The sequence below is a fragment of the Pantoea ananatis LMG 2665 genome (genome assembly GCF_000710035.2).
Classification (GTDB): Bacteria; Pseudomonadota; Gammaproteobacteria; order Enterobacterales; family Enterobacteriaceae; genus Pantoea; species Pantoea ananatis.
In genome coordinates this window covers 407,891-434,233 of sequence record NZ_JMJJ01000005.1, presented here as the reverse complement: position 1 = coordinate 434,233, position 26,343 = coordinate 407,891, and the positions used below count along the sequence as shown (strand labels likewise).

At 58.3% G+C, this 26,343-nt stretch carries 25 protein-coding genes; 23 read left to right on the top strand and 2 right to left on the bottom strand.

Features of this window, described 5'->3' with window-relative positions; translation table 11 throughout:
- Positions 1 to 3 precede the first annotated feature (3 nt).
- The 5 genes from EL29_RS09985 to EL29_RS09965 all read left to right on the top strand — a co-directional run bounded on the left by EL29_RS09985 (position 4) and on the right by EL29_RS09965 (position 5,101).
- Entirely contained in the window at positions 4 to 846 is an 843-nt protein-coding gene (locus EL29_RS09985; RefSeq protein WP_015699997.1) for a GNAT family N-acetyltransferase, read from the top strand.
- Positions 846 to 1,772 carry a 2-hydroxyacid dehydrogenase gene (locus EL29_RS09980; RefSeq protein WP_028715293.1) on the top strand — a complete coding sequence of 309 codons (927 nt, stop codon included), beginning with the start codon at positions 846 to 848 and terminating at the stop codon, positions 1,770 to 1,772. Before EL29_RS09985 ends, EL29_RS09980 begins: the two co-directional genes overlap by 1 nt.
- Before the next feature lies 1 nt (position 1,773).
- Positions 1,774 to 2,907, top strand: a complete 1,134-nt coding sequence (locus tag EL29_RS09975; RefSeq protein WP_028715292.1) for a M20 aminoacylase family protein — start codon at positions 1,774 to 1,776, stop codon at positions 2,905 to 2,907.
- 113 nt (positions 2,908 to 3,020) lie between these two features.
- Positions 3,021 to 4,337, top strand: coding sequence for a 4-aminobutyrate--2-oxoglutarate transaminase (gabT, locus tag EL29_RS09970; protein WP_013026283.1), 1,317 nt, complete (start codon positions 3,021 to 3,023; stop codon positions 4,335 to 4,337).
- A 251-nt stretch (positions 4,338 to 4,588) separates the two neighbouring features.
- The gene (locus EL29_RS09965) at positions 4,589 to 5,101 is read left to right on the top strand and encodes an Lrp/AsnC family transcriptional regulator (protein WP_019106483.1); all 513 of its coding nucleotides are present in this window, start codon (positions 4,589 to 4,591) and stop codon (positions 5,099 to 5,101) included.
- A 69-nt stretch (positions 5,102 to 5,170) separates the two neighbouring features.
- Here the strand turns inward: EL29_RS09965 and EL29_RS23305 are convergent, their stop codons facing one another.
- Positions 5,171 to 7,096: a phosphatase PAP2 family protein gene (locus EL29_RS23305; RefSeq protein ID WP_028715291.1), complete on the bottom strand. Its 1,926-nt coding sequence runs from the start codon at positions 7,094 to 7,096 to the stop codon at positions 5,171 to 5,173.
- 492 nt (positions 7,097 to 7,588) lie between these two features.
- Between EL29_RS23305 and EL29_RS09955 the strand changes: the two genes are divergently transcribed.
- The 16 genes from EL29_RS09955 (at position 7,589) to phnE (EL29_RS09880) (ending at position 21,128) form a co-directional block, all read left to right on the top strand.
- A complete protein-coding gene (locus tag EL29_RS09955; protein WP_014594013.1) occupies positions 7,589 to 8,893 on the top strand; it encodes a purine-cytosine permease family protein in 1,305 nt (434 codons plus the stop codon).
- Entirely contained in the window at positions 8,886 to 9,575 is a 690-nt protein-coding gene (biuH, locus tag EL29_RS09950; RefSeq protein ID WP_014594012.1) for a biuret amidohydrolase, read from the top strand. Before EL29_RS09955 ends, biuH begins: the two co-directional genes overlap by 8 nt.
- A 164-nt stretch (positions 9,576 to 9,739) precedes the next feature.
- Positions 9,740 to 10,453 carry a phosphonate metabolism transcriptional regulator PhnF gene (gene phnF, locus EL29_RS09945; protein ID WP_028715290.1) on the top strand — a complete coding sequence of 238 codons (714 nt, stop codon included), beginning with the start codon at positions 9,740 to 9,742 and terminating at the stop codon, positions 10,451 to 10,453.
- Positions 10,453 to 10,902 carry a phosphonate C-P lyase system protein PhnG gene (gene phnG, locus EL29_RS09940; protein WP_013026277.1) on the top strand — a complete coding sequence of 150 codons (450 nt, stop codon included), beginning with the start codon at positions 10,453 to 10,455 and terminating at the stop codon, positions 10,900 to 10,902. Before phnF ends, phnG begins: the two co-directional genes overlap by 1 nt.
- On the top strand, positions 10,899 to 11,483 hold the full coding sequence (gene phnH / locus EL29_RS09935) for a phosphonate C-P lyase system protein PhnH (protein WP_013026276.1): 585 nt from the start codon (positions 10,899 to 10,901) through the stop codon (positions 11,481 to 11,483). The genes phnG and phnH overlap by 4 nt, the downstream gene beginning before the upstream one ends.
- Positions 11,474 to 12,550: a carbon-phosphorus lyase complex subunit gene (locus EL29_RS09930; RefSeq protein WP_014605509.1), complete on the top strand. Its 1,077-nt coding sequence runs from the start codon at positions 11,474 to 11,476 to the stop codon at positions 12,548 to 12,550. The genes phnH and EL29_RS09930 overlap by 10 nt, the downstream gene beginning before the upstream one ends.
- Positions 12,543 to 13,391 (top strand): alpha-D-ribose 1-methylphosphonate 5-phosphate C-P-lyase PhnJ, encoded by an 849-nt coding sequence (locus EL29_RS09925; RefSeq protein WP_013026274.1) that lies wholly within the window; start codon positions 12,543 to 12,545, stop codon positions 13,389 to 13,391. The genes EL29_RS09930 and EL29_RS09925 overlap by 8 nt, the downstream gene beginning before the upstream one ends.
- On the top strand, positions 13,381 to 14,142 hold the full coding sequence (gene phnK, locus EL29_RS09920; protein ID WP_028715289.1) for a phosphonate C-P lyase system protein PhnK: 762 nt from the start codon (positions 13,381 to 13,383) through the stop codon (positions 14,140 to 14,142). The genes EL29_RS09925 and phnK overlap by 11 nt, the downstream gene beginning before the upstream one ends.
- Positions 14,142 to 14,861, top strand: a complete 720-nt coding sequence (gene phnL / locus EL29_RS09915) for a phosphonate C-P lyase system protein PhnL (RefSeq protein ID WP_013026272.1) — start codon at positions 14,142 to 14,144, stop codon at positions 14,859 to 14,861. Before phnK ends, phnL begins: the two co-directional genes overlap by 1 nt.
- A complete protein-coding gene (gene phnM / locus EL29_RS09910; protein WP_022623346.1) occupies positions 14,858 to 15,994 on the top strand; it encodes an alpha-D-ribose 1-methylphosphonate 5-triphosphate diphosphatase in 1,137 nt (378 codons plus the stop codon). Before phnL ends, phnM begins: the two co-directional genes overlap by 4 nt.
- Positions 15,994 to 16,530, top strand: a complete 537-nt coding sequence (gene phnN, locus EL29_RS09905; protein WP_014594005.1) for a ribose 1,5-bisphosphokinase — start codon at positions 15,994 to 15,996, stop codon at positions 16,528 to 16,530. Before phnM ends, phnN begins: the two co-directional genes overlap by 1 nt.
- Positions 16,527 to 17,297: a phosphonate metabolism protein PhnP gene (gene phnP, locus EL29_RS09900; RefSeq protein ID WP_014594004.1), complete on the top strand. Its 771-nt coding sequence runs from the start codon at positions 16,527 to 16,529 to the stop codon at positions 17,295 to 17,297. Before phnN ends, phnP begins: the two co-directional genes overlap by 4 nt.
- Positions 17,298 to 17,470: 173 nt before the next feature.
- Positions 17,471 to 18,301: a phosphonate ABC transporter ATP-binding protein gene (gene phnC / locus EL29_RS09895; RefSeq protein WP_013026268.1), complete on the top strand. Its 831-nt coding sequence runs from the start codon at positions 17,471 to 17,473 to the stop codon at positions 18,299 to 18,301.
- A 31-nt stretch (positions 18,302 to 18,332) separates the two neighbouring features.
- A complete protein-coding gene (gene phnD / locus EL29_RS09890) occupies positions 18,333 to 19,256 on the top strand; it encodes a phosphonate ABC transporter substrate-binding protein (protein ID WP_033766002.1) in 924 nt (307 codons plus the stop codon).
- 130 nt (positions 19,257 to 19,386) lie between these two features.
- Entirely contained in the window at positions 19,387 to 20,241 is an 855-nt protein-coding gene (gene phnE / locus EL29_RS09885) for a phosphonate ABC transporter, permease protein PhnE (RefSeq protein ID WP_013026266.1), read from the top strand.
- A 2-nt stretch (positions 20,242 to 20,243) separates the two neighbouring features.
- On the top strand, positions 20,244 to 21,128 hold the full coding sequence (gene phnE, locus EL29_RS09880) for a phosphonate ABC transporter, permease protein PhnE (RefSeq protein WP_013026265.1): 885 nt from the start codon (positions 20,244 to 20,246) through the stop codon (positions 21,126 to 21,128).
- On the opposite strand, the gene EL29_RS09875 is transcribed toward phnE (EL29_RS09880), so the two are convergent.
- Positions 21,082 to 23,682 (bottom strand): ATP-binding protein, encoded by a 2,601-nt coding sequence (locus tag EL29_RS09875; protein ID WP_028715288.1) that lies wholly within the window; start codon positions 23,680 to 23,682, stop codon positions 21,082 to 21,084. The two genes, phnE (EL29_RS09880) and EL29_RS09875, sit on opposite strands and share 47 nt — an antisense overlap.
- A gap of 144 nt (positions 23,683 to 23,826) precedes the next feature.
- Here EL29_RS09875 and EL29_RS09870 point away from each other — a divergent pair, with 144 nt between their 5' ends.
- Both EL29_RS09870 and EL29_RS09865 read left to right on the top strand, forming a co-directional pair.
- Complete coding sequence (locus EL29_RS09870; RefSeq protein WP_015700008.1) at positions 23,827 to 25,341, top strand: sugar ABC transporter ATP-binding protein; 1,515 nt, start codon at positions 23,827 to 23,829, stop codon at positions 25,339 to 25,341.
- Positions 25,342 to 25,351: 10 nt separating this feature from the next.
- Complete coding sequence (locus tag EL29_RS09865; protein WP_028715287.1) at positions 25,352 to 26,332, top strand: ABC transporter permease subunit; 981 nt, start codon at positions 25,352 to 25,354, stop codon at positions 26,330 to 26,332.
- Positions 26,333 to 26,343 lie beyond the last annotated feature (11 nt).

The window sequence follows — 26,343 nt, the reverse complement described above, 5'->3', positions numbered from 1 at the left end:
AAAATGACATTTGATATTCGTAGCATGACGACCGAAGACATTCCGCAGGTTTATGCGATGAGCCAGGCGCTAAACTGGCCGCACCGCCATGAAGACTGGGCGATCGGCATTGAGCTTGGCGAAGGCGTGGTGATTGAAGATCAGGGTGAAGTGATTGGCAGCGCGATTCTCTGGCGCTGGGGCGACAAAGCCGCCACCATCGGTCTGGTCATTGTCGCAAACTCACATCAGGGGCGCGGGCTGGGCAAGCAGCTGATGCTGGCCTTGTTAGAGAAAGTTCCCGGCTACAATGTGCGTCTGCACGCCACCGAGATGGGGAAAGGCCTGTATGAAAAGCTCGGCTTCGTTGCCTGCGGTAAGATCCTTCAGTACCAGACGCCATCCCTGACGACGCTGCCCAGGGTCGCGATCCCGGCTGGGTTGACGTTGCGCAGCGCCACCCTTGACGACCGGGATGCGCTGGTAAACATGGACCAGGCCGCCCACGGGCTTTTCCGCCCGGCGCTGGTGGCGCATCTGATTACCGACAATCAGACCGTGATATTGCAGGATGATGAGCAACGCCTTAAGGGCTTTGCCAGCCTGCGCCGTTTTGGCCGTGGCTGGGTCATTGGTCCCGTTATTGCAGAAGATTTTCCGGTTGCGCAGGCGCTGACGGCTGCGCTGATGCAGGGCATGAAGGGCGAGTATTTGCGCATGGATACGGATGCGGCTTTACCGCTGGCTCCCTGGCTGGAGAGCCTGGGCCTCACGAATGTTGATGCGCCCGTCACGATGGTGCGCGGTGAGGTCTGGGTAGCGCAAGGGATGCAGGCGTTTGGTCTGACCACGCAGGCCATGGCCTGATGCACGTTGTCTATAAATCTGAACCCCAGCGCGGCCTCTACTGGCAGCGTTGGCTGGCTGAACACGCGCCCGATATCCACTTACATCTCTGGCCGGAAACCGGTGATGCGGCTCAGGTTGATGCCCTGGTCGCCTGGTTGCCGCCGGATGACCTTATGGCCTGTTTTCCCAATCTGAAAGTCCTGTTTTCTGTGGGCGCAGGGGCTGAGCAGTTTGATCTGTCCACGCTGCCTGGCTACATCCCGCTGGTCAGAACGATTGAACCTGGCCTGACGCAGGGCATGGTGGAATACGTCACCTTTGCGGTGCTGGGGCTGCATCGCGACATGCCACGCTATTTCCAGCAGCAACGCCACCAGCAGTGGCAGGCGCATCTGGCGATGCCCGCCAGTCAGCGTCGCATCGGCATTATGGGCCTGGGCGAACTGGGCCGCGCGGCGCTGGCGCAGCTTCAGTCGATGGGATTTGACTGCGGCGGCTGGAGCCGTACGCCGCACCATATTGCGGGCGTGCCGTGCTGGCATGGTGACGATCAGCTGTCCGACTTTCTGGCGCGCAGCGATATTCTGGTGTGCCTGCTGCCGCTAACGTCCAGCACCCAGGGACGCCTGAATGCCGGGCTGTTCGGCCAGTTGCCTGCGGGAGCCGCACTGGTTCAGGTGGGACGCGGCCCTCAGCTAAATCATCAGGACCTGTTGGATGCGCTCGACAGCGGCCAGTTACGGGCTGCGGTGATCGATGTCACCGATCCCGAACCTTTGCCTGCCGGTCACGCATTTTGGACGCACCCGGCTGTGTGGTTGACGCCGCACATCGCCAGCCAGACGCAGAATGACAGCGCGATTAAGGCGCTTCTGGCTAACCTGCGTCGCTTTCAGCGCGGCGAGCCGCTGGTCGGCGTCGTTGATCGTTCACGAGGATATTGAAATGGACCCTTTAGTGGCATTGCGCCGTGATCTGCACCGTCATCCGGAGCTGGGCTTTCATGAAGCGCGGACCAGCGATATTGTCGCGCGGTTTTTAGAGGATTTCGGCATTGAGGTGCATCGCGGCATCGGTAAAACGGGCGTGGTGGGCGTACTGAAAAAAGGCAGCGGTTCACGCATGATTGGACTGCGGGCTGATATGGATGCGCTGCCCATGCAGGACAACGGCGAGGTGCCCTGGACCAGCCAGACGCCGAACTGCAGCCACGCCTGCGGTCACGATGGCCACACCATTATGCTGCTTGGCGCGGCAGCAAAGCTGACGCGCGAGGTCGAGTTTACCGGCACGGTCTGCTTTATTTTTCAGCCAGCAGAAGAGGGCCTGGCGGGCGCGAAGGCCATGATTGACGACGGTCTGTTCCAGCGCTTCCCCTGCGATGCGGTGTTTGCCCTGCATAACTGGCCTGAATTACCCTTGGGTGAAATTCAGACTCGCCCCGGTGCCATCATGGCCGCGGCAGACCGATTTGATATCACCCTTAAAGGGCCTGGCGGCCATGCCGCACAGCCTCATCTCACGCACGATACGCTGCTTGCCCTCAGTGAACTGGTGGTGCAGTTAAACACTCTGGTGCCCCGGGCGCTTGATCCCTGCGAACCGGCGTTGCTGACCGTGACGCGCATGCAGGGCGGATTTTCTCACAATATGATCCCTGCGGAAGCCAATATCACCGGCACGGTACGCACGTTCAACCCAGCGGCACAGGACATCATCGAATCACGTCTGCGGCACATGGCCGGGCACATCGCGGCGGCGCATGGATTGGACGCCGAGGTGAATTATTCGCGTTATTACCCGGCCACCATCAACAGCGAGTCTGAGGCAAGTCAGGCCCTCGCGGCCTTGCAGGCGGCAGGCATGACAGCCCGGCTGGCCCCTCAGCCTGCGCTGACCTCAGAAGATTTTGCTTTTATGTTACAGGCAAAGCCTGGTGCTTATTTGTGGATAGGATCGGCACCCAGCAAGCCGCTCCATCACGCCGCCTATGATTTTAACGATGCGCTCATACCCTACGGAATCCAGGCCTTTGTCACGCTGGCCTGTTATGCAACAGGGGCAACATTTCCCGGCTGAAATCCGTGGGATTTTGACACGAAATGCCGCGGCTGACGGAATTACGGCAGCGTCATTGACCAACAGATTGCGATACTTAAGCCAACCGAACACGACGTGGATGAGGTATAAAAATGCAGAATGTCCTGGCAGAGCAGCAAACCTATGCGGACAACAGCCAGTTGCTGGATGTCCGAGATCACAATGTGCCGCGTGGCATTATTACCGCTCATCCGCTGGTGATTGAGCGAGCCAAAGGCAGCGAAGTATGGGATGTGGAAGGCAACCGCTATCTGGATTTTGTGGGCGGTATTGGCGTCCTTAACGTAGGCCACAACCATCCGGCCGTGGTTAACGCCGTCACCCGCCAACTGGGCATGGTGTCCCATGCCTGTTTTCAGGTGGCGGCCTATCCGGGATACATTGAGCTGGCCCAGCGTCTGAATAAGCTGGTGGGCGGTGACGAGCACTATAAAAGCGTGTTTTTCACCAGCGGTGCAGAAGCGGTAGAGAACGCGGTGAAAATCGCCCGTTCTTATACGCAACGGCCGGGCATCATTGCGTTTGACGGGGCTTTCCACGGACGTACCCTGCTTGGCGTGACGCTGACGGGCATGTCTGCGCCATACAAACAGAATTTTGGTCCGTTCCCGGGGGATGTTTATCGCCTGCCGTTCCCGAATCCGTTGCACGGTGTGACTGAGGCAGACTGTCTGAAGGCACTTGATCAGCTGTTTTCTGTGCAGATTTTGCCGGAGCGCGTCGCCGCGATTATCATTGAACCCGTTCAGGGCGATGGCGGCTTCTTACCTGCAGGCCCGGCATTTATGCAGGCGCTGCGTCGTATTACTACCCAGCACGGCATTATGCTGATCTGTGATGAAATTCAGAGCGGCTTTGGCCGTACCGGTACCATGTTTGCCTTCCAGCAACTCGGCATCAAACCCGACATGATCACCACGGCGAAGAGCCTGGCCGGTGGCTTGCCGATTTCCGGCGTGGTGGGCAAAGCCGAGATCATGGACAGTCCGGCCCCGGGCGGGTTGGGCGGCACCTATGGTGGTAATGCGCTGGCCTGTGCGGCGGCACTGGCTGTACTGGATATCTTCGAGCAGGAAAACCTGCTGGCGCGCTCCTGCCAGTTGGGCGAGCAGTTAAACCAGCGTCTGCGCCAGCTTGCGGATAAATATGCCTGCATCGGCGATGTACGCGGCGTGGGCTTTATGCAGGCAGTAGAAATTCTGGATGTGGATACCCATAAACCCGACAGCGCGCTGACACAAAAGATCCTCGACAGCGCCTGTCAGGAAGGCCTGCTGCTGATCAAATGTGGTTTGCATCGCAACACCATCCGCTTCCTTGCACCGTTAGTGACCACCGATTCGCAACTCGAAGAAGCGCTGCATATCTTTGATATTGCGCTGGCGCGTGCGACCGGACGCTTAGGATAGCCGCTCTCTCTCATTGGAAAGGCATCATCCCGGCAGTGCCGCCAGCGTGCGCGCAGCCGGGGTCAACGCTGGCGCATTTTTTGCAAAGCGTGACAGGCCGGGAATTTTTTGTGTTACAAAAAAGTGGCGTACTTGTTATTTTAAAGTGGCGTATTTTAAGTATTGCTAAAAGTGCGCTTTACGCTCGTGTACGCAGATTATCGCCGGGTAGGAGCGAACATCCAGTACAGCTGTAAACAATGAGGGGTGCTATGAACGGCTTAATGAAACTCGACCGCATCGATATCAATATTCTGGTGCAACTCCAAAAAGATGGCCGTATCAGCAACGTCAATCTCGCCGATGCAGTGGGGCTGTCCCCGAGTCCCTGCCTGCAGCGGGTAAAACGGCTGGAGCAGGCCGGCTTTATTACCGGCTACGAAGCGCACGTTAATCTCACCAAAATTACCGATTCTGTCACCGTGTTTACCGAAGTCACCCTGAACGGACATCGTCGCGAAGACTTTATGAAGTTCGAAGCTGCGATGCGTGAAGTTGATGAACTGATGGAGTGCCACTTGATTACCGGCGGCTACGATTACCTGTTGCGCTTTATTACCCGCAGCATTGAGCATTATCAGGATGTGATTGAGAAGATGCTGGATGCGCAAATTGGTATCGATAAGTACTTCAGCTATATCGTGATTAAATCACCCGTCATGAAAAGCAGCGTGCCGCTGCGCTCACTGATTAGCAAGCATAACCCGATGGAGTTCGGCGTCTGACTTTTGGTTAAGCGCGCAGGAATCTGACAACCTCATTCCCTGCGCGCGCCTTGCCAGGGCTTATCAGGTTCAGAGCAGCTTAATACTGAGTCGTGTCGCGCTGCTGACAGGTCGAGCCTGATAGCCTTCGACAACGATGCGACCAAAGTGCGCCGCAAGTGAGCCTGCCTGCATCAACGGGATCAGATCGCCCGCTTCGGGACGATAGCCTTTGACAAACTTCACCAGCAGCGTCCCCCCCGCCACTAAAGGCCCGTTCACGATGAGACGGCCACCGCCCTGACCATCAATATCCAGTTCAAGACTGGCTTCGGGCAGCGCCGTGTAGCTTTTCACCTGTACCGGCGACAGGGCAGCAATGCGCACGCGGCCCTGATTGCCCACATAGAGATCACCCACGCCAAAGGCGCGGGCTGAACCGGCTTCCAGCACGCCACCCTGAACCTCCGTACCGCCGCTGTAGCGGTTCGCGCCAGTCAGCCTCAGGGTGCCTGAACCCTGTAAGGTCAGCTTTCCCTGACCGCCGATCGCATTCCGCCAGCTGTCGGACTGATTAAAACCGCCTTTAGCGGCGTCCATTGCTACTTTAACGTTGCCGGTAAACTGACCATATCCGTCGGCGGCGGCCACAATGTTCAGGCGTCCCCAGCCCTCAGCATCGTCCATGATCGGGTAGCCTGAGGCCAATGCGGTAGTTTTTAATACCACGCGCCGTTGCAGGGCGCTCAGATAGGGAAACCGGGTTTCCAGCAAAATCTCGGCCCCTTTGGGCACCACGGGGGGACGGTGGCGAGGGCCGATGGGGGCGAAACCAAAGGTCATGCGCCGCAGCGCCTGAAGGCGGTTAAGGGTGGGATCGGCGAAGCGATCGGCGATCGGCGGCGCGGCATGGGCATAGGCAAAGAAGGTGGCCGGTTGCGTCGCGGTGCGTTGCCATAATGCCTGATGCGCCTGGGTGAAGGCACGCCTGGCATCCTCATGATAAGCCGTCAGATTTGCGGTGGTCACCGCCAGTGCCAGCATGCGCCCGCCGATGACGTCCAGAGGCGAGTGCATTCCGGCCACGATCCGGTTTTCGCCCAGCTCCATACCGCGGCTGACCATCTCCTGATAGCGCTCCGGCACCAGCCACGCCATGGTAAGGGCATCTCTGACAGCTTCCGCCGTGTGGCCGCTGATAAATCCGCCGTCGGTGGCGGGCTGTGGATTCTCCGCAGGCACAAGGGCAGGAACAACCTCCACCGCCGAACGCCAGCGATACGGACGCGCATATTTATAGAAGCGCTTCACCGGTTCGGTCGAGGCGTTGTTGCCCATTTCATTGAGAAAATCCACCACCAGACCGAAGTCGCGATTGCCTTCCTGACTGCCCACGCCGGTATTGTTGCCCTTATCCACGTACAGCACGGTGGTGGCATCAGCCGGAATGCGTGTCAGGGTTGTGACCTGCTGGGCCGCACTGCGCCATGCGCCCGTCAGTGGCCCCATGCCATCTGTGACGCTGTAGCCTTTGCCACGACGGTCATCGTAATAGGCCGCCTCAGCCTGGGCTGCCGTGCGGCGTCGTGTCGTTGTCACCACATACTGAACATTCGCGGCAAGGACGTGAGAATTAAGGATTGTGCCGCATACGGGGGCTTTGTCAGGCAGTCCCGTACAGTCAGAAGGCGTAATGGCTGCAAAACCCTCACGGGCCGGCGCGGTAACTCCCGCATCGACCTTCAGCGTGCGTGGGCGCCACAGGGCAAGAAAGCCGGATACCACGCGCACGCCGGCATTGGTGTCGAGCGTCGCAAACCGGGCATCACCACGTTGGTTCGTGGCGATATTGTCGATAAAAGCGGGCACGTCTGCCGCAGGCGCGCTGTCGGTGAAGCCCGGATCCCTCGGCGGGACAGGCCGTGCGGTAGCGGACCGATCATGACCCAAAACAGGCGTCGAAACCATGCCAGAAAACAGCGCCAGATAAATGCCAAAACGAACAGCAGCAGACATGATGAAAACCTTCAGGGCGAATGATGGCCCGGTATTGTGGCCGCAAAGCGTTAATGACACATGACAATCCCGTGACGATCTGACGTGAAAATTGCTTTCCAGATGGAGTTATAAAGTTTCCCATTTGTTGTGCAGTCTGCCCCACAAGCGTGCCCTGAACCACCGTGACGCTGCCGGGGGTTCAGCGCGTCTTATCATAAGAATTCGATCTTGTATCCAAGGCCGTATCCCGACAGGCATTCACGCCCCATGACGTCGCGGTGGCGATTCCTGGCATGCTTCATGCAGTTTCTGTCCGGTAAGCCCTATCCAGTAGAACACAGGCGTGGAAAACGGATTAACACCTCGGCAAGGCGGCACATCAACGCCACGCAATGCACACATGTCGGCGGCGATACGGCACGTTTTTCGTCATAACGATGGCGAGTACAGGATGAAAAACAGTGCCCCAACGCGGCTACCCGTGGACTGACATTGACCAGGAACTGACAAATGAAAAAACAGGCTTCCCCAACGTTAGAACAGGAGTTTGAGCACGAACCCGTGCCGCTCTCACATCGCCATCCGACCCGGTCGGTTTCGGCCGTCTGGTTTGGTTTTCCTATGATCCTCACGAATGCGCTGTTTGGCGGCATCATCACCTGGCACCTTGGCTTCTGGCCTGCGCTGCTGGCGATTGTGATGGGCAATCTGGTGCTGTTTGCCTACGTCGGTGCGCTGAGCTGGTTTGCCGGTAATACCGGTATGAACTTTGCCCTGCAGGCGAAAAGAACCTTTGGCAGCAAAGGTTACATCCTCGTGTCGGGCTTCCTCTCGACCGTGGTGATTGGCTGGTACGCCTTTCAGACCGGACTGACCGGCACGGTGATTCATGAGACCTTCGGCTGGAATGCCCTGTCGGTGACGGCATTTGCCATGGTGCTGTTTACGGCCGTGACCTTCCTGGGCGTGCGCGCCTTGTCGGTGTTGGGCATGATTGCTGCGCCGATGTTTGTGATTCTGGGGTTTGTCGCGCTGTACTTCGTGGGGCAGACGCATGAATTTTCCAGCATGTTTCACTGGAAAGGCAGCCCGGCGGTGGCGGGGGCCATGAGCATGGGCACGGCGGTCACCATGGTGGTGGCGGGTTTTGCCGATTCCGGCACCATGACCGCCGATTTCACCCGCTGGTCGAAGAGTGGACGTGCTGCGGTCATTGCCGCCTTTTCGGCCTTTCCGGTCGCGAATTTGATCGCCTATCTGTTTGGCGTGATTATCGTCTCGGTTGGCGCGGCGGTCGATCCGCTGACCAACGGCGGCAACTTTCTGCCCATGCTGATGGGCCATGGTGATGTCCTGACCCTGGTGGCTTTCCTGTTTGTGTTTATCAACCTTGGCTCGGTATGTACGCACTGTCTTTATAACGGTGCAGTCGGGTTTAGCCATCTCTTTAACAGCAAGATGCGCCGCTGGACCCTGATTCTTGGCGCCATCGGCGGTCTGCTGGCACTGGCAGGCGTCTGGTCATATTTTCTCGAGTGGCTGAGTCTGCTGGGCGTGGTGGTGCCGCCGTTTGGTGCGGTCATGATTGTTGATCTGATTTTTATGGCAAAGCTGAGTGAACAGCGCCCGGCGCAACGCTTCCATGGCGCGGCTTTCGCGGCCTGGGCGCTGGGAAGCCTGTGCGCGGTCGTCGCGCATCTGGCGTTCCCCCAGTTTGGCGAAGCGGTCATCGGTCTGGTGACGGCCGCACTCAGCTACACCCTGATTATTAAATTACGTTCCCCCACGCCGCGACTGGAGAAGAACAATGCCTGAGTACAGTGTGAATTCCACCCCTTATGCCTGGCCGTTTGATGGCCATTTTAGTCCGGCCGACACGGCTCTCCTCGTCATTGATATGCAAACCGATTTTTGCGGCCCGGGGGGGTACGTTGACAGGATGGGCTACGACATTGGCCTGACGCGTGCGCCTGTCGAACCCCTTAAAGTGTTACTGGCACGTATGCGGGCGCTTCAGTTTCCCATCATTCACACCCGGGAAGGGCATCGCGCGGACCTGAGTGACTTACCGGCAAACAAGCGCTGGCGTTCGGCCAGGATGCAGGCGGAGATCGGCAGTGCAGGGCCGTGCGGCCGTATCCTGGTGCGCGGTGAGCCGGGCTGGGAGATTATCCCCGAGCTCGCCCCCTTAGCAGGAGAAGTGATCATTGATAAGCCCGGTAAAGGATCCTTTTATGCCACAGACCTTGAGCTGGTCTTACGCAGTCGCGGCATTCGGAATTTAATTATTACCGGTATCACGACGGATGTATGTGTTCATACGACGCTGAGAGAGGCCAACGATCGCGGATATGAGTGCCTGGTTTTGTCCGACTGTTGTGCCGCCACAGAGCAACGCCATCATGAAGCCGCGCTGAGCATGATCCACATGCAGGGCGGCATCTTTGGTGCCGTTGCCACCTCTGCCGCGCTGCTGGACACGCTCGGTCAGCCTTAACGGGCTGTTCTGCCAGCCTGTCGCCCTGAGCGGGACAGGCTGGCGCAAATTCATTTTTACGTCACCGTCTCGTCACCTCGCTGTCATCTGATCCCGTCACTCTGTTTCCATCCCGCAGCATCTTCGCTGTGAAATCCCTCTACTGATGTGAGGATTTAATTGTGATGGAGTTATCCAGACATCCGACCACTGTCTATCAGGCTGTTGCCGCGCAACTGGAGCAGGCTGTTCAGGAACGTTACCGCAGCGGTGACTATTTACCCTCTGAGCAGCAGCTGGCCGATCACTATGCGGTGAACCGCCACACGCTGCGTCGGGCGGTAGACGAACTGGTGAACAAGGGCCTGCTGCAGCGTCGCCATGGCGTCGGCATTTTAGTGCTGATGCGCCCCTACGACTATCCGTTACACGCTCAGGCTCGCTTCAGCCAGAACCTGATGGAGCAGGGCAGCGATCCCACCAGTGAACGTCTGCTGGCGGTGCTGCGCCCGGCCAGTGCCGACGTGGCCGCCGCGCTTGGCGTCAGTGAAGGCGATAACGTTATTCACCTGCGAACCCTGCGCCGTGTAAATGGCCTGCCGGTCTGCCTGATCAACCACTTCCTTGCCGATCTCAGCTGGTGGCCACAGCTGCAGCGCTTTAACAGCGGCTCACTTCATGACTATCTGCAGCTGCACACCGGTAAGCAGCTGGTACGCAGCCAGACGCGCATCAGCACCCGCCGGGCCCAGGCCAAAGAGTGTAAGCAACTGGAAATCGCGCTGCACTCTCCACTGTTGTGCGTGCGGACGCTGAATAAAACCACCGATGGCGCGATGGCGGAATACTCCGTCAGCCTCACGCGTGGCGACATGATCGAACTCACTCTGGAGCATTAATGAAACAGCAAACGGCCCGCCAGCACTGGCTTTCGGTGTTGGCACACAGCAGCGCAGCCGAGCTTGACGCGTACTGGCAGCCGCTCAACCTCAAGCCCGAATTTACCCTGATTCGCCCGGCCGAGATTGGCCTGACGCGTCTGCAGGCCCGCATGGGCGCCACCGGCAAACGCTTTGTGGTGGGCGATGCCACCGTGACGCGTGCGGTGGTGCGGCTGAACGACGGCACCCTGGGTTACAGCTATCTGCTCGGCCGGGATAAAGCCCATGCCGAACGCTGCGCCCTGATGGATGCCCTGTTGCAACAGGCCGACACCGCTGAACTGCTGCAGGAAAAAATGATTATCCCGCTGGCGGCCTCACGTGAAGAGCAGCGTCAGCTGCGCGCACGTGAAATCGCCAGCAGCAAAGTGGACTTCTTTACGCTGGTACGCGGAGACAATGAATGACTTTACTGGCAAGTTTTAATCACCCGGTTGCGGATGCGCAGCACGCCTTCCGCCGCATCCTGAAAGCCATGAGCGAGCCTGGCGTGATGGTTTCCCTGCCGCTGGAACAGGGCTGGGGCGCACTTTCCCCTGCCGCCACCGCCGTGCTGCTGACGCTGGTGGATCAGGAGAGCCCGCTGTGGCTGGATCCCCAGGTCGATAATCAGGAACTGCGCGATAACCTGCGTTTCCATACTGGTGCGCCCCTTACCGACAGCAATGACGCAGCCTTTGCGCTCAGCCACGCGACCGCTCAGCCCAATCCTGCCGACTTCGCCGCAGGCGACAATCTGGCACCGGAAAAAAGCACCACGTTGATTATTGAGGTGCCCGCACTGAACGGTGGGCTGGCGCTACGGTTGTCTGGCCCGGGCCTGCGTGAAGCGCGCGCCATTGCGCCCCAGTTGCCGGAAAGCGTGCTCGAATACCTGCGTGCCCGACCGCATCCGTTCCCTCAGGGCGTGGATCTCATCTTTACCTGTGGCGAAGCGATGATGGCGGTGCCACGGACAACTCATGTTGAGGTGTGCTCATGTACGTAGCGGTTAAAGGGGGCGAAAAAGCCATTGCCAATGCCCATCATCTTCAGGCCGATCTGCGTCGGGGCGACCGTGCGGTCGCGGAGTTATCCTGCGATCAGATCGCGCAGCAGCTTGGCCTGGCGGTAGATCGTGTGATGACCGAAGGCGGCATTTACGATCCCGCGCTGGCGGCGTTAGCCATTAAACAGGCCAGCGGCGATCTGGTTGAGGCCATTTTTTTACTGCGCGCCTATCGCACAACCTTGCCTCGCCTGGCGCAAAGCACGCCGCTGGACACCGGCAACATGCGGATCGAGCGGCGTATCTCCGCGGTTTATAAGGATTTGCCTGGCGGTCAGGTTTTAGGCCCAACCTATGACTACAGCCACCGGCTGCTGGACTTTACCCTGATGGCTAACGGGGAAACGCCTCTGCCGCCGCGCAGCGAGCAGGCGCTGCCCGAACACTGCCCGCACATGTTCAGCATGATGAGCGACGAAGGCTTAGCAGAGCGTGAAAGCGACGACGGCAGCGAACCCACCGACATCACCCGAGAGCCGATGGGCTTTCCCGCCTCACGTGCCGCACGACTGCAACAGCTGGTACGCGGCGATGAAGGTTTTCTGCTGTCGCTGGGCTATTCCACCCAGCGCGGCTATGGCCGCACCCATCCGTTTGCCGGAGAAATCCGGACCGGTTATGTCAGCGTCAGCGTTTGCCCGGAAGAACTGGGATTTGAGCTGGAAATTGGGGAAATGCTGCTGACCGAGTGTGAAATGGTCAACGGCTTTACCCACGATGGGGAAAGCGCACCGCACTTCACGCGCGGCTATGGACTGGTCTTTGGTCGGGCAGAGCGTAAAGCCATGTCAATGGCGCTGGTGGATCGCGCCTTACAGACGCGCGAGCACAATGAACGTATCACCAGCCCGGCGCAGGATGAGGAATTTGTTCTGTCGCATGCGGATAACGTTGAAGCCGCAGGCTTTGTTTCCCACTTAAAACTGCCGCACTACGTCGATTTCCAGGCGGAACTGGAACTGCTGAAACGTCTGCGTCAGGACTATCAGGAGCAGCAAAATGGCTGAACTCAGCGGCTATAACAACGGCTACCTTGACGAGCAAACCAAACGCACGATCCGGCGCGCCATCTTAAAAGCGGTGGCGATTCCCGGCTATCAGGTGCCCTTTGCCGGACGCGAAATGCCGATGCCTTACGGCTGGGGCACCGGCGGGATTCAAATCACCGCCAGCGTCATTGGCGACAAAGACGTTCTGAAAGTCATCGACCAGGGCGCGGACGATACGACCAACGCCGTCTCCATCCGTCGTTTCTTCCAGCGAGTGAGCGGCGCGGCCACCACGGAACGCACGGTGGATGCCACGCTGATTCAGACGCGTCACCGTATTCCGGAAACCCCGCTGGAAGAAGATCAGATCCTGATTTTTCAGGTGCCGATTCCCGAGCCGCTGCGCTTTATTGAGCCGCGCGAGACGGAAACCCGCACCATGCATGCGCTGGAAGAGTACGGCATCATGCAGGTCAAACTGTACGAAGATATCGCCCGTTTCGGCCACATCGCCACCACCTATGCCTATCCGGTGAAGGTCAACGATCGCTATGTGATGGATCCGTCGCCGATTCCCAAATTCGATAACCCGAAGATGCACATGATGCCCGCCCTGCAGCTGTTTGGTGCCGGACGCGAGAAGCGCATCTATGCCTTGCCGCCTTACACCAAAGTTGAAAGCCTCGACTTCGACGATCATCCCTTCACCGTGCAGCAGTGGGACGAACCCTGTGCGCTGTGCGGATCGCGTCACAGCTATCTGGACGAGGTAGTGATGGACGATCAGGGAACGCGCATGTTTGTGTGCTCAGATACCGATTTTTGCCACCAGCAGCAGGAACAACAACATGCACAGTGAACAACCGCTACTCGCGGTCAATAACCTCACGCACCTTTACGCACCGGGCAAAGGTTTCGAAGAGGTCAGCTTTGATCTCTACCCGGGCGAGGTGCTGGGGATTGTGGGAGAGTCCGGTTCGGGTAAAACCACGTTGCTGCGGAGCCTGTCTGCCCGGCTGGCCCCGCAGGCAGGCGCAATTCATTACCTGCAGCGCGATCTTTACCAGATGAGCGAAAGCGACCGTCGCCGCTTACTGCGCACGGAGTGGGGCGTGGTACACCAGCATCCGCTGGAAGGACTGCGTCCTCAGGTCACGGCGGGCGGCAATATCGGTGAACGTTTAATGGCCGTCGGCCATCGTCACTATGGCGAGATCCGCGCCGAGGCGAGTCACTGGCTGCAGGCGGTGGAAATCGCAGCGAACCGTATCGATGACCTGCCGACGACGTTTTCCGGCGGCATGCAGCAGCGTCTGCAAATCGCCCGCAATTTAGTGACCCAGCCGAAACTGGTGTTTATGGATGAACCCACAGGCGGGCTGGACGTCTCGGTGCAGGCGCGACTGCTGGACCTGCTGCGTACGCTGGTGCGCGAACTGAATCTGGCGGTGATCATTGTGACCCACGATCTGGACGTGGCGCGCCTGCTGGCGCATCGGCTGCTGGTCATGAAGCAGGGCCGGGTCGTGGAAAGTGGTTTAACGGACCGCGTGCTGGATGATCCGCATCATCCTTATACGCAACTGCTGGTTTCATCGGTGCTTAACTAATGGCGACAGCGACTATGAAGACGCAACTGCGCGTGGAAAATTTGTGCAAAACCTTTGTGCTGCACAATCAGAACGGGGCGGCTCTGCCGGTGCTGCAGGATGCCAGCCTGGAAGTCAGTGAGGGCGAATGCGTGGTGCTGCACGGGCATTCGGGCAGCGGAAAATCGACTCTGCTCCGTGCCCTGTATGGCAACTATCAGGCCAACAGCGGCAGTATCTGGGTGCAGCATCTGGGCGAATGGGTCGATATGGCACAGGCACCCGCCCGCCAGATTATTGCCATTCGCCGGGATACCATCGGCTGGGTCAGTCAGTTTCTGCGGGTCATCCCGCGCGTGCCGACCCTGGAGATCGTCATGCAGCCGTTACTGGAACGCGGCGTTGAGCGCAGCTTCTGCGAAGCGCGCGCCAAAGATCTGCTGACCCGGCTCAATGTCCCGCAACGCCTCTGGTCCCTGGCACCCTCGACGTTCTCCGGTGGAGAGCAGCAGCGCGTCAACATCGCCCGTGGCTTTATTGCCGATTATCCCGTGCTGCTGCTGGATGAGCCTACGGCATCGCTCGACAGCGTTAACAGCGCCGCAGTCGTGAGTTTGATTGAACAGGCGCGCGCGCGTGGCGCGGCCATTGTCGGTATTTTTCATGATGAAGCGGTGCGGGAGCGTGTGGCCGATCGCCTGCACGTGATGCAGCCCTTCAAAACAGGGGCAGAAGCATGATCATCAATAATGTAAAGCTGGTGCTGGAAAACGAAGTGGTAGAGGGATCGCTGGAGTTTCGTGAAGACCGCATTACGAACTTTAGCGAAACCGCCAGCCAGCTCGCCGGCGCGCTGGACGGAGAGGGCGCGTTTCTGTTGCCCGGCCTGGTCGAGCTGCACACGGACAACCTGGATAAGTTCTTCACCCCGCGGCCTAAGGTTGACTGGCCGGCCCATTCCGCCATGAGCAGCCACGATGCGCTGATGGTGGCCAGCGGCATCACCACCGTGCTGGATGCCATCGGTGTAGGTGATGTACGCGATGGGGGGCACCGGCTGGAAAATCTCAGCAAAATGATTGGCGCGATTCGTGACAGTAACCGCAAGGGGCTCAACCGCGCCGAGCATTTATTACATCTGCGCTGCGAACTGCCGCATCACACCACGCTGCCGCTGTTTGAGGCGCTCATCTCCTCACCAGAGCTGTCGCTGGTCTCGCTGATGGACCATTCACCCGGGCAGCGCCAGTACGCATCGCTGGAAAAGTATCGCGAGTACTATCAGGGAAAATATCAGCTCAATGACGAGCAGATGGACGAGTTTGAGCGCGATCAGCTGGCGCTGGCCAGAGAGTGGTCACAGCCCAACCGCCTGGCGATTGCCGCGCTGTGCCGGGATCATGGTATTGCGATTGCCAGCCACGATGATGCGACCGAAGCGCACGTGGAAGAGTCGCACGGCGTGGGCAGCGCGATAGCTGAATTCCCCACCACGCTGGAGGCGGCGAAGGCGTCACGTTATTGCAATATGCAGGTGTTAATGGGCGCACCGAATATTGTTCGCGGTGGCTCGCACTCCGGTAACGTAGCCGCCTGGGAGCTGGCATCACACGGAATGCTGGATATTCTGTCATCGGACTATTATCCCGGCAGCCTGTTGGATGCGGCCTTCCGCTTAGCGGCGGATGAGCGAAACACGCTGTCACTGTCCCAGTCTGTTGCGCTGGTCACCTGTAATCCGGCGCGCGCGTTGGGGCTGGAGGATCGTGGCGTGATTACGGAAGGCTGCCGTGCCGACCTGGTACTGGCGCATACCCAACATGGTCATCCCCACATCCGCCATGTCTGGAGCAAAGGCCGGCAGGTGTACTGATGGCCCGGCTTATCTGGCTCATCGGCCCGTCCGGCTCAGGAAAGGACAGCCTGCTGGACCTGCTGCGCGAGGCGCCGCCTGACGGCCTGCTGATTGCGCACCGCTATATCACCCGCCCTCACGATGTGGGGGGCGAAAACCACGTGGCCCTGACGGAAGCGGAGTTTATCCGGCGCAAGGCGCTGGGGTTATTTGCGGTCAGCTGGCAGGCCCACGGTTTTCATTACGGTATCGGGAGTGAAATCGATGGCTGGCTGGCGTGCGGGCAGAACGTGCTGGTAAACGGCTCCCGTCAGCATCTGGAACAGGTTCGTGCGCGTTACGGCGCACGGCTGTTGCCGCTGTGCATTGAGGTTTCGCCATTGGTGCTGGCCGCGCGTTTACGACAGCGGGGACGTGAGAGTGAAGAGGAGATCGTTCAACGACTGGCGCGCGCGGCGCAACATCAGCCAGAGGGCTGCCTGCGGCTGAACAATGATGGTGCGCTGGTGGATACGGTACAACAGTTACGACAGTTGCTAGCGGAATTCCCATGAAACTGACCTTGCTTGGTACCGGCGGTGTGACAGGCGCGCCGGTGTTCGGTTGTGACTGTCATGCCTGTTTGCGCGCCCGCGACGCTTCCCGCTATCGCCGCGCGCCTACCAGCGCGTTAATTGAGGCCGGACGCGAACGTATTTTACTGGATGCCGGTTTGCCATTGCTGGCCGAGCGCTTTCAGCCTGGCGAAATTAACCGAATTTTGCTGACTCATTATCATATGGACCATGTGCAGGGGCTGTTCACTCTGCGCTGGGGTGAGGGCGAATCTATTCCTGTGTGGGGACCGCCGGACGACAAGGGCTGCGATGACCTGTTTAAGCATCCCGGACTGCTGGATTTCCGCCCCGCTTTAACGCCTTACGTGGCACATCAGTTCGGTGAATTACAGGTGACACCACTGCCGCTTCAACATTCACGACTGACTCACGGCTATCTGTTTGACTGGCATGGATCGCGTCTGGCCTGGCTGTGCGATACCTGCGGTCTGCCGCCGGACACCGCCGATTTCCTGCGTGGACAACGGCTGGATCACCTGCTGGTAGACTGTAACGATCCCCCCGGGCAGGGCGGACGCAATCATAACGATTTGACCGCCGCGCTAAACATCATTGATGAACTGAAACCGCACCAGGCCTGGCTGATTCATCTGAGCCATCACATGGATAACTGGCTGGCAGAGCACGCCTTACCCGATGGGGTTCGGGCAGCCTGTGACGGCTTGTCGCTGTCTCTGGGTGCCGATTTGCCTGTCACAGTTTAATCATCTAACCGTAATACAGCCTTCATCCCCCGTGTTCTTAATATAGCGGTCTCTCGTCAGGTTCCGGCGGCGTGAGCCACAAACGCAAGATAATGACTCACGCCAGACAGTACCGACCAGATGGGTTAATGGGGCGCGGGTACAGAACGTAAACTGCAATAACGGAGAACATCATGGCACAGGCACTGCTTAAAACGGTGGTCGATAACGTCTCGTCATTGACCCAGTCAGGCGGGCAAAAAGTGTTATCTGTTCAGGGACTGAGCAAAGCTTACGGTAACAACAAAGTCCTCGATAATGTCAGTTTCGATTTGCATGCGGGTGAACTGGTGGCGGTAATCGGCCGCTCTGGCGCAGGCAAATCGACGCTGCTGCACATGCTGAATGGCACAATCTCCGCCTCACAGGGCGCCATCGTCAGCCTGCACCACGGCGAAGCCGATCGCGATGTGGTGAATCTCAGCAGCCGCCAGATGCGTGAATGGCGCACCCAGTGCGGCATGATCTTTCAGGATTTCTGCCTGGTGCCTCGCCTTGATGTGCTGACCAACGTGCTGTTGGGGCGTCTCAGCCAGACCTCTACGCTGAAATCGTTTTTCAAAGTGTTCTCTGACACCGATCGCGCCCGCGCCATTCAACTGCTTGAGTGGATGAACATGCTACCGCAGGCGTTACAGCGCGCCGAAAACCTCTCCGGCGGTCAGATGCAGCGCGTGGCGATTTGTCGGGCGCTGATGCAGAACCCCAAAATTCTGTTAGCGGATGAACCCGTTGCCTCGCTCGATCCTAAAAATACCACCCGTATTATGGATGTATTGCGTCAGGTCAGCGATCAGGGCATCAGCGTGATGGTGAATCTGCACTCGATTGAATTAGTAAAAAGTTACTGCACGCGCGTGATAGGTATTCAGCGCGGTGTGGTGCTGTTCGACGGTCATCCTTCCGCACTTACCGACGGCTTGCTGCATCAGCTGTACGGCGACGAATTTAACCAGATCCACTAACTATCACAGCAAGAGAACAAGGCTAATGAAAATGAAAGCTTTCGCGTTATTGACTACAGCATTGCTTACCTTTGGCGTTAACGCAGCGGACGCACCAAAAGAGCTGAATCTGGGTATTTTAGGCGGTCAGAACGCGACTCAGCAGATTGGTGATAACCAGTGTGTGAAAACGTTCTTTGATAAAGAACTGAACGTGGATACCAAAATCCGCAACTCTTCAGACTATTCCGGCGTGATTCAGGGGCTGCTGGGCGGTAAAGTGGATCTGGTATTGAGTATGTCTCCCTCCTCGTATGCGTCCGTGTATATTCAGGATCCCAAGGCCGTCGATTTAGTGGGCATTGTGGTGGATGACAAAGATCAGTCTCGCGGTTATCACTCCGTGGTGATTGTGAAAGCCGACAGCCCTTATAAGAAGCTGGAAGATCTGAAAGGCAAATCTTTTGGTATGGCGGATCCCGATTCCACATCCGGTTTCCTCGTGCCAAACCAGGCGTTTAAGAAAATGTTTGGCGGCAACATCGACAATAAATACAACAACTTCTTTTCAAGCGTGACCTTTTCAGGTGGTCATGAGCAGGACATCCTGGGCGTGCTGAATAATCAGTTCGACGGCGCGGTGACCTGGACCTCTATGGTCGGTGATTACAACACGGGCTACACCTCGGGTGCCTTTGGCCGCCTGATCCGCATGGACCATCCGGACCTGATGAAACAGATTCGGATTATCTGGCAGTCGCCGTTAATTCCTAACGGTCCTATCCTGGTGAGCAATAAACTGCCAGCGGATTTCAAAGCGAAAGTCATCGCCGCGATCAAAAAACTGGATAAAGACGATCACGCCTGTTTCACCAAAGCCGTAGGGGGCCAGCAGCACATTGGCAAGACCTCGGTAGCGGACTTCCAGAACATCATCGATATGAAACGCGAGCTGATGAAAGGCGCGCGCGGCTAACGGCAGGGCAGTTTGCTTGCAGCCATCGTGCCGCCCTGAATAAGGGGGCGGCACGACCTCACCGGCGGGCTAGTCTGCGCGTCAACCTTGCCTGGATGGCTTTGTAACACATCAATCTGAGACACCTCACGTGACCGACTTCGAACGCTATTATCAACGTATCCGCCGCCAACAGAAGCGTGACTCGCTTATCTGGTCTTTGGTGCTGGTCGTGATTTATCTGGCGGCGGCCAATATGGCAGAGTTCAATCTGGTGACCATCTGGCAGTCGTTGCCGCACTTTTTTGATTATATCCGTGAAATCATGCCCGTTTTGCATCTGCCGCTCCTGTTTGCCGATGGCAAAACGGAAGGGTCGCTGGCCTACTGGGGCTATCGTCTGAATATTCAGCTACCGCTGATCTGGGAAACCCTGCAGCTGGCGCTGGCCTCCACGCTGGTTGCCGTGGTGATTGCCGGTATCCTGGCGTTTTTTGCGGCCGATAATACGCAAACGCCCGCCAGCCTGCGCATGGGCATTCGCGCCTTTGTCGCATTTTTACGCACCATGCCTGAACTGGCCTGGGCGGTAATGTTTGTGATGGCGTTTGGCATCGGGGCGATTCCCGGCTTTCTGGCGCTGGCCCTGCATACTATCGGTAGCCTGACCAAACTGTTTTATGAAGCCATCGAATCGGCGTCGGATAAGCCGGTACGCGGGCTGGCGGCCTGCGGAGCCAGCAAGCTGCAACGGATGCGCTTTGCGTTCTGGCCCCAGGTCAAACCCACCTTTTTGTCTTACAGCTTTATGCGCCTGGAGGTTAACTTCCGCTCATCGACCATTCTGGGGCTGGTCGGGGCAGGCGGGATCGGCCAGGAGTTAATGACCAACATTAAGCTGGATCGCTTCGATCAGGTCAGCATGACGCTGCTGTTGATTCTGATTGTGGTGTCGTTACTGGATACGGTTTCTGGCCGCCTGCGCCGCCGTGTCGTGGAGGAATAAATATGGTTACTCTCGCGCCGGATATCACGGCGATGAAGCAGCAGCATCATGAACTCTTCGCTGCGCAGCACCGCTATCTGCGCCGTCTGGCCATGCTGGCGCTGGCGCTGGTGCTTTATTACGTCTTTTTCTTTATGGTCTACGGTATCGAGTGGGGCCGCCTGCTGGTTGGCTGCCAGCAGCTGGGACGCTATTTTTTGCGTATGTTTGTCTGGCAAGACTTTGCCAACTGGCCCTTTGGCTACTATTTCTCTCAGGTCGGGATTACGCTGGCGATCGTGTTTGCCGGCACGATAACCGCCACGCTGCTGGCGCTGCCGCTGTCCTTTCTGGCGGCGCGTAATGTGATGCACGATAAAGTTGCCAGACCGATTGCTTTCCTGATGCGCCGCCTGTTCGACATGCTGCGCGGCATTGATATGGCGATCTGGGGCCTGATCTTTGTGCGTGCCGTCGGCATGGGGCCGTTAGCCGGGGTGCTGGCGATTATCCTGCAGGACGTTGGCCTGTTAGGTAAGCTCTATTCGGAAGGACATGAAGCGGTGGAGCGTTCCCCGAGTCGTGGGCTGGGTGCACTGGGGGCGAACAGCCTGCAGAAACACCGTTTCGGCATCTTCACCCAGTCGTTTCCGCAGTTTCTGGCGCTCAGCCTTTACCAAATCGAGTCGAATACTCGCTCAGCAGCGGTGCTCGGCTTTGTTGGCGCAGGCGGTGTCGGCCTGGTTTATGCTGAGAATATGCGTCTGTGGAACTGGGATGTGGTGATGTTCCTGACGTTGATTCTGGTGGTCGTGGTGATGATCATGGATGCCATCTCAAGCCGCCTGCGTAAGCGTTATATCATTGGGAAACCGGTGCCGTTGTGGCAGCCTGGCGGGCACGATTAAGCCTTGCACTCCGCTGCCAGGCGCGCTGCAGCGCCTCCACCAACTGTGCCGCCTGCCAGGGTTTCGCCAGCCGCTCACACAGCGGCAGCGTAACGGGCTGGTGGCGCAGGTCCTGGCCGCTGATCAGCAAGGTTGCCAGCTGTGGCCACTTTTGCTGCGCCTGACGAATGACCTCTGCGCCGTTTATCTCACCGGGCAACATCAAATCGCTGATTAACAGATCGATATCGGGTGTCTGGTGCAACAGCGCCAGCGCCTCTTCGCCGGTCGCGCACTCCAGCGTCAGATAGCCGAGTTGATGCAGGTGCTCGCACAGGGTTTGCCGCACCGCCGGTTCATCATCCAGTACCAGAATCAGACGATCGTCTGCAGCCGCGGGGTGAGACGGGGCAGGGACGGGGGGCCGGGCGGCTGCGGCATCGGGCGCGCGCGGCAGCAACAGCCGCACCGTTGTGCCCTGACCGGGGGCCGTTTCCAGCTCCACCTGTCCACCCGACTGGCGGACAAAGCCGTACACCATCGACAGTCCCAGCCCGCTCCCGGTTCCGGTGGTCTTAGTGGTGAAGAAGGGTTCGAACACCTGAGCACGCACCTCGTCGGACATGCCGCAGCCGTGATCGATCACTTCGATGGTCACCCGGTCACGTTTTTCCCCTTGCTCGCTTCGCCGCTGATTCCAGATGCGCAGGCGGATTTCGCCGCTTTGGCCACCCATCGCATCCCTGGCATTGACCACCAGATTCATCACCGCATTCTCCAGCTGGCTGGCATCTATCCAGGCCGGCCAGCCGGGGCGCTGGGCATCGATGATCAGATGCTGACCGGGCAGCAGCGAATGCTGAAGCAGCCCCTGTAGATTCTCGATCAATGTCACCACGGAAACCGCGTGGGGATTCAGGGTTTGTTTGCGTGAAAAGGCCAGCAGCCGTTGGGTCAGAAGCGCCGCTCTGTCCGCCGCCTGGCGGGCTCGTTCAATCCGGCTGGCGACGGGGCCGGGTGCCAGTTGCCCCTCGGTCAACGCCAGGCTGCCGATGATAACGGCCAGCAGGTTATTAAAATCATGGGCGATGCCGCCGGTCAACTGGCCCACCGCTTTCATTTTCTGACTGTGCACCAGCGCCTCTTCCAGCACCTTACGCGAAGTGCGCTCCAGCACCGTATTGACCATTCCGCGCCGTGGTACCGGGCTGAAACGCAGTTCCAGCGTGCGGCCGTCTGCCAGCCTCACTTCCTGGGGTTCCGCTAAATCGTGCAACTGCACATTAAGCGGCGCCAGCAAGTGCTGATAGTGCAAACCGCGATGCAGATCGCGGGGAGCGATGCCCAGCAGCGCCGGATACTGCGCATTCCATACCACGAGTTCTCCGCTGTTATCAAACAGGGCAAAACCGTCACGCATGGCCAGGAAGGTTGACTCCAGTTGGGTGCTTTTTTCTTTTAGCAGGCGAGAAGTCTGGGCCAAAGAGGCGGTATTTCGCGCAAAAACGTTAAACGCGCGCGCCAGTTCACCCAGTTCGTCCCGACGCTGTAATCCCGGCACGCTGACGTTCTGCTCTCCCTGTGCCAGCCGGGTCATCGCACCGGCAATGGCGGTAAGACTGGAGCCCAGATTGCGGTAAATGTAGTACCCGGTATAGAGGGTTATGGCCAGCGCCAGCAGGGCAGACAGCATGATAAAGCTGCTAACCGAGTCGAGTTGATGATGGGTGGTGATGTTACGCCTTTCCGTTTGCTGCGCGACCTGCTGGACGTAAGCGGTAATGTCATCATTCAGCGCCGCCACCAGCGCCTTGATACGGTAAGTCGCATAGGCAATCGCCAGGTCACTCTCCTCCAGCTCTGCGGCCAACGGGACCAGGCCGCGCTGTGTTTCCAGCAACTGCTGTACATTGTCGCCCAGTGCACCTGGCGCGACCACGCTGCGCCATTGCATCATCACCTGTTGCAGGTGCTCGATGACCGCCGTCGATGACGGCGTGCGAATCGCGATATCCAGTAGCCTGCCGGTTTGCTGGCGCAGCGTTAAATCGGGTGCGTTGATGCCGTCGCGCTGTGTCAGATCATTAATGCGTTCAAGCAGCAGTTGTGACTGCCACAAGCCGCTTAGCACCCTGTTGCGCTGTAAATGGCGTTCATGGCCTTGACGCAACAGCATACTCACCGACTGCTCAAGCATCAGGCTACGCGCACGCAGGCGCGCCACGCGTTCAGGCTCACGCGCGGCAAGTGGCGTGCTCGCCAGTATAGAGAGTGAGTGCTGTAGGGCCTGTTGGTTCTGCTGTAAACGTCGTGATTCGCTCTGATACTCAAGCGCACCGACCACCTGGGACAACCGCACTGCCGTGATGGCCACATTGGAGGTATCGCGCGCCAGGGCAAGGCTGCCGTTCATATCAGCCAGCGTTTGCGCCTGGGCCTGGGCCTGAATGGTGCCCGCATGGCGAAAACTGGTCACCGCCACCACGCTCACCATTAAGGTGACGCACACCACCAATAAATGAGACAGCAACAGGCGACCGCGCGCCCCGACCTGCCACGGTGAACTGCGTTGCATAAAGACTCTCCGCTCGTGCGACGATGAGCCGAGTATAGGAGTGAGGGCGAGGCGAAATATGACAAATATGAATGGCCTCTGACATTTTCCATTTATCTGACACTGCTTAACTCGCTGCTATCCATAACCAGCAGGAGCGGGTAGATGACAGCAAAGCCGATACTCGAAATGCGCGAGATCACCCGACGCTTTGGTAATTTTTACGCCTTGAAAGGGGTGGATCTCACGGTGTATCCCGGTGAGGTCCATGCCCTGATGGGCGAAAATGGCGCGGGTAAAAGCACCCTGATGAAGATCCTGGCGGGGGCCTATGCGGCCAGCAGCGGCGAGGTGCTAATTGATGGCAAACCCTGGCAGCTGAAAGGCCCTAAAGAGGCGTTAGCCGCCGGAATCACGCTGATCTATCAGGAAATCAATCTGGCGCCCAATCTTACCGTGGCGGAAAACATCTTTCTGGGCAGTGAAATTACCCGTGCAGGCATGGTGAAACGTCATCAGATGGCGGATGAGGCGCAGCAGGTGATCAACCGGTTGGGCGCGCAGTTTAGCGCCACCGACAAAGTCAGCAGGCTGAGTATTGCTGAGCAGCAGCAGGTGGAAATTGCGCGCGCCTTACACCGTAACAGCCGGATTCTGGTGATGGATGAGCCGACTGCCGCACTCTCGAACCGTGAAACCGAACAACTGTTTGCCCTGATCAAGCGCCTGCGTAGCGAAGGCATGGCCATTATTTACATCAGTCATCGTATGGCGGAAGTGTATGAGCTGTCAGATCGCGTCAGCGTGCTGCGTGACGGGCAGTATGTCGGCAGCCTGACGCGCGACAATCTGAATGCCAGCGAGCTGGTGCGCATGATGGTGGGGCGGCCGCTCAGCGACTTGTTCAATAAAGATCGCACGATAGCGCGCGGGGCCGTCCGGCTGGCTGTCAATCATCTGTCCGACGGCGACAAAGTGCATCCCAGCAGCCTTGAGGTTCGGGCGGGCGAAATCGTCGGCCTGGCCGGCCTGGTGGGCGCGGGACGGAGCGAGCTGGCGCAGCTGATTTTTGGCGTGCACCGGCTTCAACAGGGCGACGTCTGGATCGATGGTCAGAAGGTGGATATTCACTCGCCACGTGAGGCGATTGCGCACGGCATTGGTTTTCTTACCGAGAACCGTAAAGAGCAGGGGCTGTTTCTGGAGATGGCCGCGCAGGAAAACATCGTCATGGCCACGCTGGAGCGTGATGCCCGCTACGGCATGCTTAATCGCGGTAAATCGCGGAAAATTGCCAGCGAAGCGATCTCCTCGCTCAATATTCGCGTGCCCCACGCGCTGGTGCGTGCGGGGGGCCTGTCGGGCGGCAACCAGCAAAAGCTGCTGATTTCCCGCTGGATCGCCATCGGCCCCCGTATTTTGATTCTGGATGAGCCAACGCGCGGCGTTGACGTCGGCGCGAAAAGCGAAATTTATCGCATGATGCAGGAAATGGCGCGTCAGGGCGTAGCCATTCTCATGATCTCCAGCGAATTACCGGAGGTTGTTGGCATGAGCGATCGGGTTTATGTGATGCATGAGGGGGCCATCGCCGGAGAGCTGGCGGGCGATACGATCACTCAGGAAAACATCATGACGCTGGCAACCGGTGCGCACAGCGCATCACCGCTTGAAGTATGAGGATAAAACAATGACACAAACGGCACGTGTTAATCCACCGACGGCCAAACGCGCTCTGATGGGCGACATCATGCAGACCGTGGGCATTTTACCGATTTTGATTTTAATCGTGGCGGTCTTTGGTTTTGTCACGCCTAACTTCTTTACCGAAGCCAATTTGCTCAACATTACGCGTCAGGCCTCCATCAATATCGTGCTGGCCGCAGGCATGACCTTTGTCATCCTGACGGGCGGTATCGATTTGTCCGTGGGCTCGATGCTGGGCACCACGGCGGTGGTGGCGCTGCTGACGTCGCTGGACCCGATGCTGGCGTCGCTTACTATTCCGATGGCGCTGGGCGCCGGGCTGGTGATGGGATTGTTTAACGGCATTCTCGTGGCCTGGGCCGGACTGCCTCCGTTTATCGTCACGCTCGGCACCTATACCGCACTGCGCGGGGCGGCCTATCTGCTGGCCAACGGCACCACGGTGATCAATTCCGATATTAACTTTGAGTGGATAGGCAATGGCTACCTGGGGCCGGTGCCCTGGCTGATCGTCATCGCGTTCGCCGTCATCGCGATTTGCTGGTTCATTCTGCGTCGCACCACGCTGGGCGTTCATATCTATGCGGTGGGCGGCAATATTCAGGCCGCGCGACTGACCGGCATCAAAGTGGGCCTGGTGCTGATATTTGTGTACGGCATGAGCGGATTGCTGTCGGGGTTGGGCGGGCTGATGAGTGCTTCACGCCTCTACAGCGCCAACGGCAATCTGGGCGTGGGTTATGAGCTGGATGCCATTGCCGCGGTGATTCTGGGCGGCACCAGTTTCGTCGGCGGCATCGGCACCATCACCGGCACGCTGATTGGGGCGTTGATTATCGCCACGCTGAATAACGGCATGACATTAATGGGCGTCTCCTACTTCTGGCAGTTGGTTATTAAAGGTGCGGTCATCATCATCGCCGTCCTGATCGATAAATATCGTACTCGTCATCATGTGGGCTGACAGCCCCCATG

Bases quoted from the DNA above. Each gene is read 5' to 3' on its own strand.
- EL29_RS09985 (WP_015699997.1), top strand. From the start codon at position 4: ATGACATTTGATATTCGTAGCATGACGACCGAAGACATTCCGCAGGTT.
- EL29_RS09980 (WP_028715293.1), top strand. From the start codon at position 846: ATGCACGTTGTCTATAAATCTGAACCCCAGCGCGGCCTCTACTGGCAG.
- EL29_RS09975 (WP_028715292.1), top strand. From the start codon at position 1,774: ATGGACCCTTTAGTGGCATTGCGCCGTGATCTGCACCGTCATCCGGAG.
- gabT (WP_013026283.1), top strand. From the start codon at position 3,021: ATGCAGAATGTCCTGGCAGAGCAGCAAACCTATGCGGACAACAGCCAG.
- EL29_RS09965 (WP_019106483.1), top strand. From the start codon at position 4,589: ATGAACGGCTTAATGAAACTCGACCGCATCGATATCAATATTCTGGTG.
- EL29_RS23305 (WP_028715291.1), bottom strand. From the start codon at position 7,096: ATGTCTGCTGCTGTTCGTTTTGGCATTTATCTGGCGCTGTTTTCTGGC.
- EL29_RS09955 (WP_014594013.1), top strand. From the start codon at position 7,589: ATGAAAAAACAGGCTTCCCCAACGTTAGAACAGGAGTTTGAGCACGAA.
- biuH (WP_014594012.1), top strand. From the start codon at position 8,886: ATGCCTGAGTACAGTGTGAATTCCACCCCTTATGCCTGGCCGTTTGAT.
- phnF (WP_028715290.1), top strand. From the start codon at position 9,740: ATGGAGTTATCCAGACATCCGACCACTGTCTATCAGGCTGTTGCCGCG.
- phnG (WP_013026277.1), top strand. From the start codon at position 10,453: ATGAAACAGCAAACGGCCCGCCAGCACTGGCTTTCGGTGTTGGCACAC.
- phnH (WP_013026276.1), top strand. From the start codon at position 10,899: ATGACTTTACTGGCAAGTTTTAATCACCCGGTTGCGGATGCGCAGCAC.
- EL29_RS09930 (WP_014605509.1), top strand. From the start codon at position 11,474: ATGTACGTAGCGGTTAAAGGGGGCGAAAAAGCCATTGCCAATGCCCAT.
- EL29_RS09925 (WP_013026274.1), top strand. From the start codon at position 12,543: ATGGCTGAACTCAGCGGCTATAACAACGGCTACCTTGACGAGCAAACC.
- phnK (WP_028715289.1), top strand. From the start codon at position 13,381: ATGCACAGTGAACAACCGCTACTCGCGGTCAATAACCTCACGCACCTT.
- phnL (WP_013026272.1), top strand. From the start codon at position 14,142: ATGGCGACAGCGACTATGAAGACGCAACTGCGCGTGGAAAATTTGTGC.
- phnM (WP_022623346.1), top strand. From the start codon at position 14,858: ATGATCATCAATAATGTAAAGCTGGTGCTGGAAAACGAAGTGGTAGAG.
- phnN (WP_014594005.1), top strand. From the start codon at position 15,994: ATGGCCCGGCTTATCTGGCTCATCGGCCCGTCCGGCTCAGGAAAGGAC.
- phnP (WP_014594004.1), top strand. From the start codon at position 16,527: ATGAAACTGACCTTGCTTGGTACCGGCGGTGTGACAGGCGCGCCGGTG.
- phnC (WP_013026268.1), top strand. From the start codon at position 17,471: ATGGCACAGGCACTGCTTAAAACGGTGGTCGATAACGTCTCGTCATTG.
- phnD (WP_033766002.1), top strand. From the start codon at position 18,333: ATGAAAGCTTTCGCGTTATTGACTACAGCATTGCTTACCTTTGGCGTT.
- phnE (WP_013026265.1), top strand. From the start codon at position 20,244: ATGGTTACTCTCGCGCCGGATATCACGGCGATGAAGCAGCAGCATCAT.
- EL29_RS09875 (WP_028715288.1), bottom strand. From the start codon at position 23,682: ATGCAACGCAGTTCACCGTGGCAGGTCGGGGCGCGCGGTCGCCTGTTG.
- EL29_RS09870 (WP_015700008.1), top strand. From the start codon at position 23,827: ATGACAGCAAAGCCGATACTCGAAATGCGCGAGATCACCCGACGCTTT.
- EL29_RS09865 (WP_028715287.1), top strand. From the start codon at position 25,352: ATGACACAAACGGCACGTGTTAATCCACCGACGGCCAAACGCGCTCTG.